The organism is Limnoraphis robusta CS-951 (assembly GCF_000972705.2).
Genome location: NZ_LATL02000316.1, coordinates 1 through 16,627 on the forward strand (window position 1 = coordinate 1; position 16,627 = coordinate 16,627).

The window sequence follows — 16,627 nt, forward strand, 5'->3', positions numbered from 1 at the left end:
GGGGGATTTAGGGGGATTTAGGGAGATATTTAAGGAAGATTGATCATCTGTAGCATTTTTTCAGTATTTCATATAAAATCGGGTGAATTAACTCAATCAACCTTCAAATAAACTCAATGCGTGTTGAACCTTGTTGTCAGGCTTTGTTGAAGAATATTATACCTGAAATAGATCCAAGTCGAGAAGGATTTTGTTTGGATATTGGAGTGGGAACTTTTGCTTTTTACTGTGAGTTGTTTGCCCGTTTGAATTATGCTACTGTTGCGGTTGAACCAGTGCCTGTAGCCAAGCTGTATAAACTCTGTAAACAGCATAATATTACTTTAGTTGAGAGTTGTTTGTCCGATAAAAATGGGACTCAAACTCTGTATATGGGTCAATTTGCCAAGCTGATTAATTCAAATTTTAATTCACTCTCTCCAAGCTGGTTCGGTTCTTCCAAAACAGCGCGAGAAGTTCCGACTATTGATTTATTAGGACTTTTGGAAAGAATCAAAGCTGAAAAAATTACCTGTTTTAAGATTGATGTAGAAGGTTGGGAATCTGTTATTATTAAACAATTTTTGAACTTACCTGAACATCAACGGCCCAAGGTTGTTATGTTTGAATATGGAGGCGGGGCTAGTCGTTTAAGTGGCGAAAAAGGTTGGTCTCCTAAGTTTTTAGAGGCGACAATGAGTTGTCTAAAAACTTTAAAAAAATCGGGCTATAGCTTCAGTATTATGATTGATTATGCGTCTAATACGAAAGCAAAAGTATTTGATTTGCAATCCCTATCCCTAGAGGATAACACCCTCTTTTATTCCAACGCCATCTATGGAAATATCATTAGTTTTTACAACTGTGTCTACTCAGAATCATCTGTTACTCAGATTTGTCAACCCTATGAGAGTAGTTTAAGCAGTTGGTTCGTTGAAAGATTTCTCTAATTCTATTAATCTCATGTTGGCGAGAGATGAATTGAATTAACCCTCTGAAAGCCTGACTAGAACCTTCTGATCAATACAGAGTCTATAAAATTTGCACCCGGATATGAAACCGGGTTTCTGACAACTGCCTTTAGCTTATAGGCAATATTTTTCGTTATCGAAACCCGGTTTCTCAGGTTTTGTTGAGATTGGTGGAAAATGTTAGTTTTTCCTAACTCTCTCCAAAAATTATCAGGATAGGATAGGGAGAGGTACTCCTCTGTTGAGAAATGCTTTGCTGTATGGTGATCAAACGCTTCAGCCAGTGGTTAGCAAAAGTCAGTGTGATTCCGCTTCGCACTGTATTAATTGTACCTGTTGTACTCCAAATTATGGGTGCAGTAGGAATTGTTGGTTATTTATCCTACCGTAGTGGACAGAATGCTGTAGAAGAACTAACAAACCAATTGATGCTGGAAATCGGTGATAAGATTACTCAAAGTCTCAATAATTATCTACATACACCCGATGAGATTACCGAAATTAATGCTAAATTAATCGGTTTAGGTCTGTTAGACTGGCAGAATAAATCGCAATTGGAAGATTACTTTGTCGAACAAATTAACACGTTTGATCAGGTCAGTTCAGTCTATATTGCGACTGAAGAAAAAGACTTTCTTGTTATTGCTAAACCTCAATCTGAATCTTTGGTGATTCGATTGGTGATTCGCGAGTGGAATCCCCGCACAGGTGATCTGGAAAATTATGTTGCTGATCAGCAAGGAAATCGCCTCTATTTACGGGATACTATTCCCAATTATGATCCTCATAATGATCCACCCACTCAGCCTTGGTATGCAATCGCCAAATCTGCAAAAAATGGCACTTGGCGAATGGTTGTTTCAGGTGTTAAAAAAGAAGAATTAATTTTAGTTATGGTTCGATCTTTACCCTTCTATGATTCACAAGGTAATCTTCAAGGGGTTCTGGGTGCAACGGTTTTTTTAGATAAAATGGGTGAGTTTCTGCGTCAATTAAAGATCGGCAAAACCGGACAAACATTTATTGTCGATGATCAGGGATTTTTTATTGCAACTTCAACCGATGAATTGCCCTTTCATCAACCTTATTCTTCTCCTAAACTAGAGACTTTTGATCCTCAAAACTTGAGAGTTTCTCTAGAAGATAGTCAAAATCCAGTCACGCAAGCAGTCGGGAAATTTCTGTTCAGTCAATTTAGCAGTTTAGATGCCATTCATCAAGCTGTAGACTTACGACTCAAACACCAGAATCAAGATTATTATATCCGAGTTATACCCTATTCATTAGATTCTAACTCTAATTGGTTCATTGTCGTGACGATTCCCGTATCCGACTTTATGGGAAGAATTAAGAATAATGTTCATCGAACAGTGTTGTTGTGTGTAGCCGCTTTTGCGCTTTCAATTTTGATAGCCCAATTAACCACTAAAATAATAATTAAACCCATCAATAAATTAAATAAAGCCGCTCAAGAATTAGCTCAAAACCATCTCAGTCTGTCTCTTGAAAAGACGAGGATTAAAGAAGTGAATCAACTCAGTCATGCTTTTGAACAGATGGCTGATAAACTGAGGGTATCATTTCAAGCCTTAAAATTAAGTGAACAGCGATTTTCTACTTTACTTGATAGTGTTCCGATTGGCATTAGTGTATTTGATAAAACGGGACAACATATTCTGATCAACCAAGTTGGTGAACAGATTTTAGGACAAGGAATTAAAACGATTCCAGCCGAACGGCTTTCAGAAGTTTATCAGGTTTATGTTGCGGGTACAAATCAGCTTTATCCCCCGGAAAAATTACCCGAAATTCGAGCTTTAAAAGGGAATACTGTTCACGTTGATGATCTAGAGATAGAAGTCAATAATCGTCGTATTCCTCTAGAAGTAACATCAATTCCCGTATTCGATGAATTCCGAATTGTGCGTTATTCTATAATAGCATTTCAAGACATCACCGAACGTCGGAAAAATGATAAACTTCGCCTTAATTATCAACAACAACTCGAACAGGAAATCACCGAACGAACATTAGCTTTACAAATAAGTGAAGAACGATTACAGCTTGTGATTGATGCTACACTCGATGGAATTTTGGATTGGGATATTATTAATAATACGGCTTGGTTATCTCCTCAATTTTATAAACTTCTAGGCTTTGCCGTTACAGAGATTGAACTTGCTCCAGCGACTCTATTTCAGAATCTCATTCATCCCGATGATCGTCATCACTTCCAGCAAATTCTAACAAATCATTTAGAGAATAATCATCCTTATATTATAGAGTTGCGAGTTCAACGATCCGATGGTAGTTATGGCTGGTTTCTCTGCAAAGCCCAAGCTTTAAGAAATAAAAATGGTGAACCCTATCGTATGCTTGGTTCATGTTCAAATATTAGCGATCGCAAACAAGCAGAAGAATTACTATATCAATCAGAAGCCCGCTATTTGTCGATTTTAGAGTATCAAACTGAATTCATCACCCGATTTCAACCGGATGGCACTCTGAGTTTTGTTAATGATGCCTATTGCCGCTATTTCGGTGTTTCTAAGGAGGATCTGCTTGGACATAGTTATCAACCCATTATTTATCCAGAAGACCAACCGATTATTGATGGCTGTCTTGCTTGCCTTTCTCCTCAACAACCCGTTATAAAAATTGAAAATCGAGTGATTGTCAATGGCACTGTGCGTTGGACGCAATGGACAAACCAAGCGATTTATGACACACAAGGAAATCTGGTGGAATTACAGTCTGTTGGTCGTGATATTGATGATCGCAAACAAGCTGAAATCGCCCTACAAAAAACGAACCAACAACTACAAGCTTTTTTGGATAATGCACCTGCGGCGATCCATTTATTTGATGTTGAGGAGCGTTATCTGCGGGTGAATCGAGCCTTTGCTAACCTGTTTAATTTATCTGAAGAACAAATCGTCGGCAAAAGGTTTGCGGATTTCTTTACGGAAGAGGTTATTAACATCTTTAGAACTCGGATAAACCAACTTATTGAGATCGGTCAACCCGTGACAGTAGAAGACGAACTGTTAATTAATGGCGACCTCAAAACCTTTGAATCTATTCTCTTTCCCGTGATAGATGAAGGCGGTAGACTCAGAGAAATTTGGGCGATTGCGACCGATATTAGCGAGCGCAAACAAGCAGAAATTGAACTGCGTAAAAGTCGGGATTTACGAGATGCGATTTTCCATGAATCTGCGGATGCACTCTTTTTAGTTGATTCTGAGAGTCTCTTGACAATTGACTGTAACCGTCGTGCAGTTGAACTGTTTGAAGCCAAAAATAGAGAAGAATTAATCGGGATTGAAGGTCATATCTTACAAAAACGGCAATTTACTCCCCAAGAAGTTCAAAACAGTCGGGAGGCTGTTGATCAAAAAGGTTTTTGGGATTTAGAAATTGAATATTTAACTAAACAAGGACGTTCTTTTTGGGGGAATTTAGCGGCTCGAAAAATTTATATTGATGGTCAACTCTTTCACTTGGTGCGAGTCACAGATATTAGCGATCGCAAGCTTGCTGAACAAGCTCTCCGTCAAAGTGAAAAACAATTGCGGTTATTAGCGGATGCTTTACCTGTGTTTATTTCCTATGCTGATTCTGAGGAACGCTATCAGTTTGTTAATAAAAAATACGAAGAACAGTTTGGATTAAATCGGGAAGAAATTTGTGGTAAAACGACCCGTGAAGTCATTGGAGACATCAATTATCATCTAATTCGTGGATCTATTGAGCAAGCTTTAATGGGAGAATCCGTCAGTTATGAAGTGCAATTTCAGAATTTAGCTGATTTAGGAGAGCACTATCTTTCAGTGATGCTGATTCCGAATTTTGATGAATCTTTTGGAGTTCAAGGATATTATAGCTTAATTATCGATATTAGCGATCGCAAACAGATTGAACTACAACTACAAAAAGCCAAAGAAGCCGCCGAAGCCGCTAGCCAAGCCAAAGGGACATTTATTGCCAATATGAGTCACGAATTGCGATCGCCACTTAATGCGATTTTAGGCTTTGCTCGAATCTTGAAAAATGACTCCAAACTCTCATCCTATCAACGCAAGAACGCTGATATAATTTATCGCAGTGGAGAGCATCTCTTGAACCTGATTAATCAAGTTCTAGATTTAGCGAAAATCGAGGCAAACCGAACAACTCTCGACCTAACAGATTTTCATTTCGATGCTCTGCTTGATGATATTTATAATATGTTCTCTCTCAAGACTGAAAGTCAAGGACTGAATCTCAATATACAGAAAGCTTCTGATGTTCCAAGCTACATTTGTACCGATGAAATGAAACTCCGTCAAGTTTTAATTAATCTGTTGAGTAATGCTGTAAAATTTACAAAACAAGGATCTATTACTCTGCGAGTTTTTGTAGCATCCGAAAGTTCTGATCCTGTGATGTTAAATTTTGAAGTAGAAGATACAGGGGCTGGCATTGCACCCGAAGAACAAACTCATCTATTTGAAGCATTTAATCAAACAGAAGCCGGACGAAAAATTCAACATGGAACTGGACTGGGTTTAACTATCTGTCGAGAATTTGTGCAGTTAATGGGGGGTAAGATAAGCCTAGACAGTCAACAGAATGTCGGGAGTATATTTAGATTTAATATTGCTGCTAAAACCCTTAAATTACCTTCAAAAACATCGCCTTTGAAAATCGATAAAATTATCGGTTTAGCACCCGAACAACCTGCTTACCGCCTGTTAGTTGTTGATGATAATTCGGCTAACCGTCGATTATTAGTTCAACTCCTCACCCCTCTAGGGTTTGCTGTACAAGAAGCCGAAAACGGGGCTGAAGCGATTACCCTTTGGCAACAATGGCAGCCTGATTTAATCTGGATGGACTTACGAATGCCTGTATTAGATGGTTATCAAGCAACAAGACAAATTCGCCAGCAAGAACAGTTTCAAAATGTAACAAATTCAGTTATAATTATTGCAATCTCTGCCAATCAATTGCCAGAAGATCACCAAACCCTCGGCTTTAATCACTTTATCCATAAACCCTTTGAAGAGTTAGAAATCTTTACAGCCCTACAGCAGCATTTAGGGGTGCAATACAGCTATGCTGAAAGTATCTCAGAACAATGTGAAATAGCTGTCAACACAGATGGTTGGCAAACTGTTGCCAATTTACCTGATCACCTCCTGAAAAAACTTGAGGACGCCCTAATACTCGGCGATCCCCAGATTATTCAGCAAACAATCCAGTCACTAAATAACCCCAATAATCATCTAGCTGAGACTCTAACCTTATGGGCTGATCGGTTTGAGTACAGCCGGATACTAGATTTAATTCGTTCAGTTCGTTAAGAAATAGAAGTATTATGTCTCCAATTCATGATATTCTGATTGTAGATGATAGTCCGGCTGACTTAAACTTATTAATAAACATCTTGTCAACAACAGGATACCGTACCCGCATCGCACCCACAGGAAAGCTCGCTATTCAATCGGCTTTAGCGCATCCGCCTGATTTGATTATGCTGGATATCAAACTTCCTGATCTCGATGGATACACCGTTTGTCAGCAGCTCAAATTAGACGAGAACACTTTTCACATTCCGATTATTTTTTTGAGTGCGCTTGATAGAGTATTAGATAAAGTTAAAGCCTTTGAAGTTGGGGGTGCAGACTATATTACTAAACCCTATGAATCAGAGGAAGTTTTAGCGAGAATAAAGCTTCATCTGGCTCATCAACGACTCCTGCAACAACTCGAAGCCCAAAACCGACAATTACGACAGCAAGAAGAACGTTGGCAATTATTACTTCAAGGAACAGGAGACGGTATTTTTGACTGGAATGTACAAACAGGCGATGTGTTCATGTCAACCCAGCTCAAACAAATGCTGGGTTATACCGATGAGGAGATAGAAAATCGCTTTGAAAGTTTTAAATATCTTCTTCATCCTGATGATAAAGATCAGGTTTTAATGACTCTTGAGCATTATTTTAAACACCAAACTCCTGATTATCAAATTGAATATCGTTTACGCTGCAAAGATAATAGTTATAAATGGATTTTGGCACGGGGACAAGCCATTTGGACTGAAGATGCTACTCCTCTGCGGATGATCGGCTTTCATCAAGATATCAGCGATCGCAAAAATAATGAACTGATTCGTCAACAAATTTCTGATGATTTGCGCCGCAACGAACAGAAATTTAGAGGCGCATTTGATACGATCACCGCCGGAATGTGTTTAGTCTCTTTATTTGGGCAATTGCTCGATGTAAACATTGCCCTGGCTAAAATGTTGGGATATTCTCAGACTGAACTACTATCACTCCAACTCGCTGATTTGATTCATCCTGATGATCAAGGCATCGATCATCAGTTGACAAGGCAAATGTTTGCCCGAGAAATTCCCGGCTATCAGATTGAGAAGCGATTTGTTACCAAAACGGGAGAACTGATTTGGGGCGTGATGAATATTTCACTGATGTATGATACTCAAAAATCCCCTCATTATCTGATTGTTCAGATTGTTAATATTAGCGATCGCAAACGAATTGAAGAAGCCCTCTGTCAAAGTGCAGCTACTCAACGAGCAATTTTAAAAGCAATTCCTGATTTGTTGATCCGTCTGGATCGATACGGAATCTGTATTAGTATTAGTTTTAGCGAAAACATCCGAGAACATCGTTCAGTGCCATACCAGATGTGGAAATCGATCTACAAAACCTTACCTTGTCCTCTGGCTCATCAACAAATGCGGTCTGTTCGCCAAGCGTTAAAAACAGGTGAACGGCAAATTTATGAACAAGTGATCAAAGTCAATGGAGAACTGTGCTATGAAGAAATTCGGATTGTTAAACTCAATGATGATGAAGTGTTGATGATGATTCGGGATATTAGCGAACAGCAAGCTGCACTTCGTGATCGCATTCGAGCTGAAAAAGAGTTACAAGAGGCTAATAAAACCTTAGAACTGTTAGCCCATACAGATGGCTTAACTCAAATTGCGAACCGTCGTTATTTTGATGATTATCTCCTGAAAGAATGGCTCCGTTTAGCACGGGAACAACTACCTTTATCGCTAATTTTATTAGACATCGATCACTTCAAAGCTTATAATGATTACTATGGGCATCAAGCAGGTGATCAATGTTTAATTTCAATTGCTCAAGCGATTAAAAGAACTATAAAACGTCCAGCCGATTTAGTCGCCCGTTATGGCGGTGAAGAATTTGTGATTGTTTTACCCATGACGAACCGAGAAGGGGCGATTATTGTTGCTCAACAGATTCAGCAGAGCATTCATGATCTTGCTATTTTTCATCAAAAGTCTGAAGTGAGTAATATTGTGACCATCAGCATGGGAATTAGCAGCACAATTCCCGATTATCAAGCTCAACCTGATGTGTTAATTGCTCAAGCGGACAAACTACTCTACACTGCCAAACAACAGGGACGTAATCAGTATGTTGTCTATACTTGATAGAAGGCCCCTTCCCTTCTTTAGATTACACTGAAATATTAAACCGCAGCACCAACCGTTGCAATTTTGCGGTATTCTTCTACGGCTTTTTGACAAATTTCTGCACAGCTTTGACAATGGGAATTATCATGTTTGGAACATTCTTTAGCACAAGCTTCACAAATTTCTGCACAAGTTCGACACAGTTGAGCAATAAACTTAGAACCTCGACCCATAAAACCTGCTATCGTCCAGCAAATTTGCGAACAGTCGCGACACAAACGAGCGCATTCAGGCATACTTCCAATACATTGATCGGCGCAATGTTCACATTCTAAGGCACATTGAACAGCAATTTCTAGGCTTGATTGATTTATATTTTGAGTCATTCTTTCAATCTCCATCAAAAATTTTTTGCTCTTACTAAGCCCAAGTTACCAAAGTGATAAAATTTTACTCATCTTCCTAAAGACATAAACAGTCACCAGCCTTGTCGGGAGGTGCCTGCGTATTGATGTCTGTCTTTTCAATTACCTTTGTAAACCCGCCCCCCAAACTCACCAGTGTTGTAAGGGCAATGGCCCCTACCAGTCAGCAGTCACCATCTCCCCACCTCCCCATTGCCTTCAACACCCGAAATTTTGCAATATTCAGTTACAAAACTTGCAGAAAAGAAATATTGTATTTTTTAGTTAAGCAGTGGTTAACTCGCGACCAAAAGACTATAAATTATATAGCAGTAGCGAACCTCGATCTCAGACGCATTGAGGATAGAACATTGCCGAGATAGAAGCGATCGCTAAAAATCACCAACATCTTCGATTGGATAGCCTTTTAGTCGATTCTTATCCGTAAGTTCGAGATCAACCGAAAGAAGAATTGACCAAACTCAACGTTTATCCAAGGGTCAAAATGTTGTTCTTTCTACAAATTCAGCCCGAGTAAAAACCTGAAAACATCCTTAAATTTTTAATCTTTCGTCCACAGTTCTGTTTGTAATTCTCACATTTTCATTCATTTGACGAGTACAGGAGACAAGACGATGACAACAAATATCCCTTCAGACAACCGTAATGTCGCTATTGTTGGCCCCTATCTTAGTGGTAAAACCGCACTGCTTGAAAGCATCCTCTACGTTACAGGCGTCACCACCCGTAAAGGCACCGCAAAAGATAATAACCGGGTTGGAGATACAGCGCCCGAGGCCCAAGATCGCAATATGACTGTTGAAGTCAATGCCGCTAGTACCCAGTATGGCGGCATTCGTTTTACATTCCTCGACTGTCCAGGTTCAGTGGAATTTGCCCAAGAAACCTATAACGCCCTGGTTGGGGCAGGGTTAGCGGTGATCGTTTGTGAACCCGATACCAACCGTATTTTAACGCTTTCGCCCCTGTTCAAATTCCTCGATGACTGGGAAATTCCCCATCTGGTTTTCATCAATAAAATGGATCGGGCGTTTACTGATGAAGAAAGCTGCAACAGCAACTACAGCGCACTTCTCGCCGCCCTAAAAAGCGTTTCTTCTCGCCCCATTGTTCCCCATCAATACCCCATCGCCCAAGGTCAAGAATTGGTGGGCTTTATTGATCTTGTTACCGAACAGGCCTATCATTATCATCCGGGTGCGCCTTCTGATCCGGTTGCACTCCCCGATGAACTCTCTGAAGCTGAACACCTCGCCCGTCAAGAGATGTTAGAGGAGTTAGCCAACTTTGATGATCATCTCTTAGAAGAACTCTTAGAAGACATTGAACCGCCCCAAGAAGAAATTGTCAAAGACTTGAAAATGGAACTGGGAGCTGATTTAATTGTTCCTGTGTTTATCGGTGCGGCTGAGGCGGAGTATGGTGTGCGGAGTTTGTTAGATGCGTTAGTACGAGAAGCCCCTGAACCGTTTGTTACCGCCCATCGTCGCGGACTCAAACCCAAGGCGGATCTGCCGATTGCTCAAGTGTTGAAAACCTATTATACCCCTCAAGGTGGTAAACTCTCCTTAGTGCGGGTATGGCAAGGTGAACTCACCGAAGGCATTGTTCTCAACGGCGTGCGGGCGGCGGGTATGTACCGTTTGATGGGTCAACAAACTGAAAGCACCCAGTTAGCGAAAACAGGCGAAATTGTGGCGTTAGCGCGGATGGATACTATTCAAACCGGAGACACCCTCTCAACGGAACCCCAACAGGTGAAAGCCTTACCAAAAGCTGAAGTTTTACCGCCTGTTTTTGCCTTAGCGATCGCTCCACAGCAGCGTAAAGATGAAGTGAAGCTGACGGGTGCTTTAAGTAAAATGTTGGAAGAAGATCCGGCGTTAGCTTGGGAGCAACACGGCGATACTCACGAAGTCATCTTGTGGGGTCAAGGGGAAATTCACATCCAAGTGACGTTAGATCGGCTGCGTCGCAAGTATAATCTAGCGATGACAACCCATTTACCCCGTGTTCCCTACAAAGAAACCATTCGCAAAACCACTCATTCTCACGGACGCTACAAACACCAAAGCGGCGGACACGGACAGTTTGGTGATGTGTATCTCGATATCCAACCGTTAGGACGGGGTGAAGGGTTCAACTTCAACGAAACCGTTGTCGGCGGTGTGGTTCCCAAACAGTATATTCCCGGTGTGGAAACAGGTGTGCGGGAATACCTGCAACAAGGGCCGTTAGGGTTCCCCGTCGTTGATGTGGCGGTAACACTCACAAATGGATCTTATCATGCAGTCGATAGTTCAGAACAGGCCTTTAAACAGGCTGCACGGTTGGCGATGCAGACGGGGATGATGAACTGTGATCCGATTTTACTTGAACCGATCGCTTTAGTGGAAATTTCGGCACCGAATGAGTTTACCTCCCAGATGTTCCAGTTAATTACCGGACGACGCGGACAGGTGTTAAATTATGAGGTGATCACCGGTTGGAAGGGTTGGGATAAAATTACCGCCTATTTGGCGATCTCCGAGATGCAAGATTTGATTGTAGAATTGCGATCGCTGACAATGGGAGTCGGTTATTTTCACTGGAAATATGATCATCTCCAAGAAGTTCCTGAAAAGTTAGCTGAAAAGGTTCTCGCGACTTATGGACATTCTGAAAATGGCAATGGCAACGGCAATGGCAAAGGTTAAATAACTCTATTTTACAGTTTTTGCCTGTAGGGGCGGGTGAGGCAAAAATCCCTCGATCTGACCAACAATTTACATAAACCCGCCCCGGTCTCTGGTCTGGTTTTTGGAGCGATGTTGAACAAATATTCAAGTGAGAACTCAAGTAACCCCAGATAAGCTTCCTCTTCCATTCTACTGAAAATACCCCAAATTGTCAAACTTTTTGATGCCGATTTTAGAGAGCAGTAACTAAGTTGACAATTTACGGTACAAAACGATACTATAAGTATGTTGTAAACCGTGTTCTAGGTGACAAAGTATTTGAAACCAAGAGAAGCTGCGGAGTATCTGGGGGTTAACGTCAGAACGTTAGCCAGATGGGAAAATAAAGGCATTATCCAAGCGATAAAAACCCCATCAGGCCAACGTAGATATGACGTTGAATCCTATACTCAAAGCTTCTTGCCCACGAAACAAACCGTGCTGTATTGTCGAGTATCAAGCCATGCTCAAAAACCCGACTTAAACCGTCAAGTTGCTGCATTGCAAGCTTTGTACCCAGAAGCAAAAACCATTAAAGAAATTGGTGGAGGGTTGAACTTTAAGCGCAAAAAATTACTGGAACTTCTAACTCAAATAATGAAAGGTGAAGTGAATCGAGTAGTTGTTGCTCATAAAGATAGACTTGCTAGATTTGGGTTCGATTTGTTCAACTGGTTGTGTGAACAGAACAACTGTGAGTTGATTGTTCTCAACGAAAAAGAACTTTCCCCCCAAGAAGAAATGGTCGAAGACATTCTAGCAATACTGCACTGTTTTTCTAGTCGATTGTATGGATTGAGAAAATATCAAACTCAAATCAAGAATGACCCAGAACTATGCAACGAGCCTTTCAAACAAAACTCAAACTTAACAACCGTCAAAGAACCTTAAGGGCTGGGACACGCGGGATATTCTAGGTGGGTTTGGAACTGGGCATTAGCAGAAGATTGATTCTTAAGAAGAAGTAATGGCTGGCCAAAGTTCAGTTCCTAATAATAAAGCTTCACTTAAATCAGTTTCTTTTAAGTTAGTTTTCAGCAAATTCACTTTATACAACATTGTTCCTTTGAAGCTAGCCCCTCGCAAGTCTGCTTCACTTAAATCGGTATAAATCAGTTTGGCTTCATTTAAGTTTGCACCGCGTAGATCAGCCCCTTTGAGATTGGTTTTAAACAGTTTAGCTTGCGTTAAGTTAGCGGCTTTTAAATCGGCATAAATGAGTTTGGCACCGGTGAGATCTATCTGAGATAAGTTAGAATTACTTAAGTTAGCAAATAAATGAGCATCTTTAAGATTAGCTCGAGTCAGGTTTGCCCCTTGCAAATTTGCCTGCCATAATAATATACTGGTTAAAATAGCATCCTGTAATTCTGCCCCCGGAAGTTCTACTCCCACAAAACCTCGTTTTCCGGCGGCATAACGTTCGATCAGTTCCTTTGCATTCATGGGGCTGTTGGTGGGATTTTTTTCCTCGTTTGTCATATAAAATTAAAAATGACTGACTGATGATCTATTCTGTTATAACCTGGTATTCCTTCACATTGTATCGGTTTCGGGACTCTTCTCAACTCAAAAAAATAGATGATCCGATTTCGTGAAAAAGTGATAAAATTGATTGGGTTATTTTTATGATTACTCTTCAGTTTTTAGCTCATTTTGTCCGTTGAAGAACTATGACTTCTTTTAACGATTCTCCCTGGAAACAAGACAATATTATTATTCATAGCCAACGTTTGTTAAACAGTTTTAGACATTGGACAGGTCAAACGTTAATTGATGTCAATGGCACCCCAGAAGACATCGCTCAAGCCTTATTTAACGCTCCTTTTGTGTTAGTTTCTCATGGAACAGAAGAAAATCCCATTTTTAACTATGGTAATCGCACCGCTTTAGAATTGTGGGAAATGAGTTGGGAAGAATTGACTCAAACCCCGTCGTATAAAACGGCGATCAACAGTGAAGAAGTAACCAAACGTCAGCAAATGCTTGAACAAGTTAAAACCCAAGGCTACACGAACAATTATAGCGGAATTCGTCAGTCGAAAACTGGAAAAAAGTTTTTTATTTCTAATGGAACGATTTGGAATCTGAGCGATGAAAATTATCAATATTGGGGTCAAGCCGCTACTTTTGATCACTGGCAATTTTTGTGAATTGTTCGGACTAATTACATTAACTTGGCTTTCAACTGTTCTAACTTTTCGGGAGTGAGACTAATTTTAATCTCTAACAACTGCTGAGTATCTCTCAAGAGAATTGTACCATTTTTTCCCACCGCAATCTCTGGATTTTTCACCTCAATGTTCTGATATTTCACTTTAGGCGTTTCTACCCGAATCACAATATTGGCTTGAGATTGAGAATAAATGTATAATTGTTTGTAGAGTGGATCTAACTCCAACTTACTGGCTGTAATACTGCGTTCTTGATCATTTTTCGGCTTATACCAATACAGCGTAATTCCTCGCAATTGAGGATTAACAATCATAAACACTTCATCGAACTTTTGAGACTCCCAATTAATCTGGCTTAAATCTCCATTTTCCGGAATTAAACGCTGCTGCCAATTAATCTCCTGTCCTGCAAGATCAGCCCACCACTGACGAATGGTTTCTAAGTGAGTAGCATTTTCCGGGTTGCTGCTGCCCTGCTGCCAAATAATAGTTGATGTCATAATAACTTTCCAAACCCAGTAACCTATTTCTACTCTAGCCTTTAACCGCAATTATGGATTTACCGATTGTCTATCATTCCGATTATGTCGCCGCTTTACCACCGGGTCATCGTTTCCCGATGTCAAAATTTAGGTTACTCTATCAAATGTTACTGGCTGACGAAGTGATCGAACCCTCTCAAGTTCACATCCCCGAACTTCCGCCCCCAGAATGGATAGAATTAGTCCATGATCGCGATTATGTACAAGCCTATTGTCAGGGAACCCTTGATCCAAAAGCCCAACGTCGCATCGGTTTACCCTGGAGTCCCGCTTTAGCAAACCGGACTTGTATTGCAGTCGCTGGGACGGTTTTAACGGCTAAACTCGCTCTTTCTCATGGACTGGCTTGCAATACCGCCGGAGGCACTCATCACGCCTTCCCCAACTTAGGAACCGGATTCTGCATTTTCAATGATATCGCGATCGCAGCTCGCACGATGCAAAAATTAGGACTAGCGAAAAAAATTTTAATTGTAGATTTAGATGTTCATCAAGGGGATGCGACGGCTTTTATCTTTCAAGATGATCCGAGTGTTTTTACCTTTTCGATGCACTGTCAGGCCAATTTTCCTGCCCGTAAACAAAAAAGTGACTTAGATGTACCGCTTCCGGTGGGGATGGAAGATGAAGCCTATTTGCAAACCTTGGGGAAGTATTTAGAGGATATTTTATCAGAGGTTCAACCGGATCTCGTGTTTTATGATGCTGGTGTAGATACTCATGCCGAAGATCGCTTAGGAAAACTCGCTTTAAGCAATACAGGACTGTGGCGACGAGAAATGCAAGTTCTTAGCACTTGTGTGGGTTTGGGCTATCCAGTAGCGGGAATTATTGGGGGAGGCTACTGTGATGACATGAGTGCTTTAGTCTATCGTCATTCAATTTTATATCGAGCCGCCGCTCAAGTCTATCGCCAGTATCGATTATAAACAATCAGCAATTGTTAACTTAGAGTCTCGACAAGAATGCGACGGCGTTTTACAATTTGATAGACAAGGTTGATCAATAACGGCGATTCACCCCTTCTCGGTTGAACAGGGGCAGATCAGGGTGTAGAGTTTAGACTGAGAGGGATTAGCCTTTCTCCAGGCTGAGAAGTCGAAAAGAGTAGCTTTTGTAAGAATCAGGGTGTAAAACGCTAAAAAGCGAGTCGTTCCGTCTTTTTTCGGGCTGTTGAATCACAATTGTTCAAAAAGAAAGAAATTAGGAGTCGGCGTTTATTTGACCATGATTCCGACTCCCAATCTCTAGCAAATTGCCAGTTGCCACCAACTAAACTGGACTTAATCCCAACATAGCTCGTAGAGTAAAAAACGTAAAGGCAAAAATTCCTCCCATTAAACCCACAAGGGCGATCGCCGTCAGGGGTTTATCCAAGTATGGCTTCAACTTGTCAAACAGAAAGAAAAATATCCCCAGGGTAAAGGTGATAAAGTAGCGGGGGTAGCGGGAGACGTTCTCGAAAAACTCTTTCATGGGTCGGCTTGATTAATTAAGTTATCTTATATTTTAGGGGTAGGAGTTGTCTGCGGTTTCAACAATACAATTAAAACCGACAATGTGATCCCCTACCCCGGATTTGAGTCGGTTAGACGAAAGTGGTAATCTAGGTAGGCTAGCAATATTGATCAAAGTTGATGCCAGTATGAGTATTTTAATGGAAGTCACGACAAACGTAGCTTATCAAAACTATGTACAATGGGCTTTATGGGGAATTTTAGCTGCGGGATTCCTGGCAGCCACGATTATTGGTTCGATAGCCTGGTATAATTCTAAGCGTCCGGCAGGTTGGGAAGATGCAGATGCTCCCGGTTGGGTTCCGAAAGTCGATGCCGATAAGGATAAACCCGGTCAGTAGACAGTGAACAGTGAACAGTAACCAGTGACCAGCTTTTACAGTTTACAGTGACCAGTGACCAGTGACCGTAGGGGCGGGTTCCGCAGTTATTGATGTCACTGACTGATAACTTATATAAACCCGCCCTCAACAGTGTTCAGGAACCGGGTTTTTACAGTGAACAGTTTATAGTAATGATCAGGGAGCGTGTTTATTTAGCCTCGTAAAACCCTTATCCTACAACACTTTCAATCAACAAACTTACTTAGCTTATTAATTGATTTACTCACTTTTTACTCAATTGAGTTAAGTCTAACTGAATAAGTGAGTAACTGTCCATCAAGCAATTGATAGGATTTTTTAGTCAACTAACACAATACTGCAATCCTGTCAAATCAAACATTTAACCCCTCTACCTTACCTGAACTCTTCAGCTTACTACCCTCACTCACTCTGTCAATGTCAAGCCTACGGTGCTACGCAACATTGACATCGTTCGTTTGAGGGTAGTGTCTGTCAG

The 16,627-nt window shown here is 40.8% G+C and carries 13 protein-coding genes; 9 read left to right on the top strand and 4 right to left on the bottom strand.

The features are described from left to right. Positions 1-116: 116 nt before the first annotated feature. The 3 genes from WN50_RS26740 (at position 117) to WN50_RS31190 (ending at position 8,430) form a co-directional block, all read left to right on the top strand. Positions 117-929 (top strand): FkbM family methyltransferase, encoded by an 813-nt coding sequence (locus WN50_RS26740; RefSeq protein ID WP_046278060.1) that lies wholly within the window; start codon positions 117-119, stop codon positions 927-929. 281 nt (positions 930-1,210) lie between these two features. Further along, positions 1,211-6,298 carry a PAS domain S-box protein gene (locus WN50_RS26745; protein WP_049561299.1) on the top strand — a complete coding sequence of 1,696 codons (5,088 nt, stop codon included), beginning with the start codon at positions 1,211-1,213 and terminating at the stop codon, positions 6,296-6,298. A gap of 14 nt (positions 6,299-6,312) precedes the next feature. Next, on the top strand, positions 6,313-8,430 hold the full coding sequence (locus WN50_RS31190) for a diguanylate cyclase domain-containing protein (protein ID WP_053221605.1): 2,118 nt from the start codon (positions 6,313-6,315) through the stop codon (positions 8,428-8,430). Between the two features lie 38 nt (positions 8,431-8,468). Here WN50_RS31190 and WN50_RS26760 read toward each other — a convergent pair whose 3' ends face one another. Then, a complete protein-coding gene (locus tag WN50_RS26760) occupies positions 8,469-8,798 on the bottom strand; it encodes a four-helix bundle copper-binding protein (protein WP_046278066.1) in 330 nt (109 codons plus the stop codon). A 653-nt stretch (positions 8,799-9,451) separates the two neighbouring features. On the opposite strand from WN50_RS26760, the gene WN50_RS26765 reads away from it, so the two are divergent. From WN50_RS26765 to WN50_RS37860, 3 genes are all read left to right on the top strand, one after another. Next, positions 9,452-11,533: an elongation factor G gene (locus WN50_RS26765; RefSeq protein ID WP_046278061.1), complete on the top strand. Its 2,082-nt coding sequence runs from the start codon at positions 9,452-9,454 to the stop codon at positions 11,531-11,533. A gap of 288 nt (positions 11,534-11,821) precedes the next feature. Further along, complete coding sequence (locus WN50_RS26770) at positions 11,822-12,445, top strand: IS607 family transposase (RefSeq protein ID WP_046278629.1); 624 nt, start codon at positions 11,822-11,824, stop codon at positions 12,443-12,445. Between the two features lie 3 nt (positions 12,446-12,448). Further along, positions 12,449-12,505 (top strand): helix-turn-helix domain-containing protein, encoded by a 57-nt coding sequence (locus WN50_RS37860; protein WP_082172210.1) that lies wholly within the window; start codon positions 12,449-12,451, stop codon positions 12,503-12,505. A 3-nt stretch (positions 12,506-12,508) separates the two neighbouring features. Here WN50_RS37860 and WN50_RS26775 read toward each other — a convergent pair whose 3' ends face one another. Further along, positions 12,509-13,036 carry a pentapeptide repeat-containing protein gene (locus WN50_RS26775; RefSeq protein WP_046278630.1) on the bottom strand — a complete coding sequence of 176 codons (528 nt, stop codon included), beginning with the start codon at positions 13,034-13,036 and terminating at the stop codon, positions 12,509-12,511. Between the two features lie 191 nt (positions 13,037-13,227). Between WN50_RS26775 and WN50_RS26780 the strand changes: the two genes are divergently transcribed. Continuing rightward, positions 13,228-13,707 carry an MEKHLA domain-containing protein gene (locus WN50_RS26780; RefSeq protein WP_046278631.1) on the top strand — a complete coding sequence of 160 codons (480 nt, stop codon included), beginning with the start codon at positions 13,228-13,230 and terminating at the stop codon, positions 13,705-13,707. 14 nt (positions 13,708-13,721) lie between these two features. Here the strand turns inward: WN50_RS26780 and WN50_RS26785 are convergent, their stop codons facing one another. Next, on the bottom strand, positions 13,722-14,228 hold the full coding sequence (locus WN50_RS26785; RefSeq protein ID WP_046278632.1) for a hypothetical protein: 507 nt from the start codon (positions 14,226-14,228) through the stop codon (positions 13,722-13,724). 53 nt (positions 14,229-14,281) lie between these two features. Here WN50_RS26785 and WN50_RS26790 point away from each other — a divergent pair, with 53 nt between their 5' ends. Next, positions 14,282-15,199 carry a histone deacetylase family protein gene (locus tag WN50_RS26790; protein ID WP_046278633.1) on the top strand — a complete coding sequence of 306 codons (918 nt, stop codon included), beginning with the start codon at positions 14,282-14,284 and terminating at the stop codon, positions 15,197-15,199. 343 nt (positions 15,200-15,542) lie between these two features. On the opposite strand, the gene WN50_RS26795 is transcribed toward WN50_RS26790, so the two are convergent. Further along, entirely contained in the window at positions 15,543-15,746 is a 204-nt protein-coding gene (locus WN50_RS26795; protein WP_046278634.1) for a DUF751 family protein, read from the bottom strand. Between the two features lie 148 nt (positions 15,747-15,894). Here WN50_RS26795 and psb35 point away from each other — a divergent pair, with 148 nt between their 5' ends. Beyond that, on the top strand, positions 15,895-16,128 hold the full coding sequence (psb35, locus tag WN50_RS26800) for a photosystem II assembly protein Psb35 (RefSeq protein ID WP_407659748.1): 234 nt from the start codon (positions 15,895-15,897) through the stop codon (positions 16,126-16,128). The last annotated feature ends 499 nt before the right edge of the window (positions 16,129-16,627 follow it).

Excerpts from the sequence above, each read along its gene's own strand:
- WN50_RS26740 (WP_046278060.1), top strand. The coding sequence starts at position 117 with ATGCGTGTTGAACCTTGTTGTCAGGCTTTGTTGAAGAATATTATACCT.
- WN50_RS26745 (WP_049561299.1), top strand. The coding sequence starts at position 1,211 with ATGGTGATCAAACGCTTCAGCCAGTGGTTAGCAAAAGTCAGTGTGATT.
- WN50_RS31190 (WP_053221605.1), top strand. The coding sequence starts at position 6,313 with ATGTCTCCAATTCATGATATTCTGATTGTAGATGATAGTCCGGCTGAC.
- WN50_RS26760 (WP_046278066.1), bottom strand. The coding sequence starts at position 8,798 with ATGACTCAAAATATAAATCAATCAAGCCTAGAAATTGCTGTTCAATGT.
- WN50_RS26765 (WP_046278061.1), top strand. The coding sequence starts at position 9,452 with ATGACAACAAATATCCCTTCAGACAACCGTAATGTCGCTATTGTTGGC.
- WN50_RS26775 (WP_046278630.1), bottom strand. The coding sequence starts at position 13,036 with ATGACAAACGAGGAAAAAAATCCCACCAACAGCCCCATGAATGCAAAG.
- WN50_RS26780 (WP_046278631.1), top strand. The coding sequence starts at position 13,228 with ATGACTTCTTTTAACGATTCTCCCTGGAAACAAGACAATATTATTATT.
- WN50_RS26785 (WP_046278632.1), bottom strand. The coding sequence starts at position 14,228 with ATGACATCAACTATTATTTGGCAGCAGGGCAGCAGCAACCCGGAAAAT.
- WN50_RS26790 (WP_046278633.1), top strand. The coding sequence starts at position 14,282 with ATGGATTTACCGATTGTCTATCATTCCGATTATGTCGCCGCTTTACCA.
- WN50_RS26795 (WP_046278634.1), bottom strand. The coding sequence starts at position 15,746 with ATGAAAGAGTTTTTCGAGAACGTCTCCCGCTACCCCCGCTACTTTATC.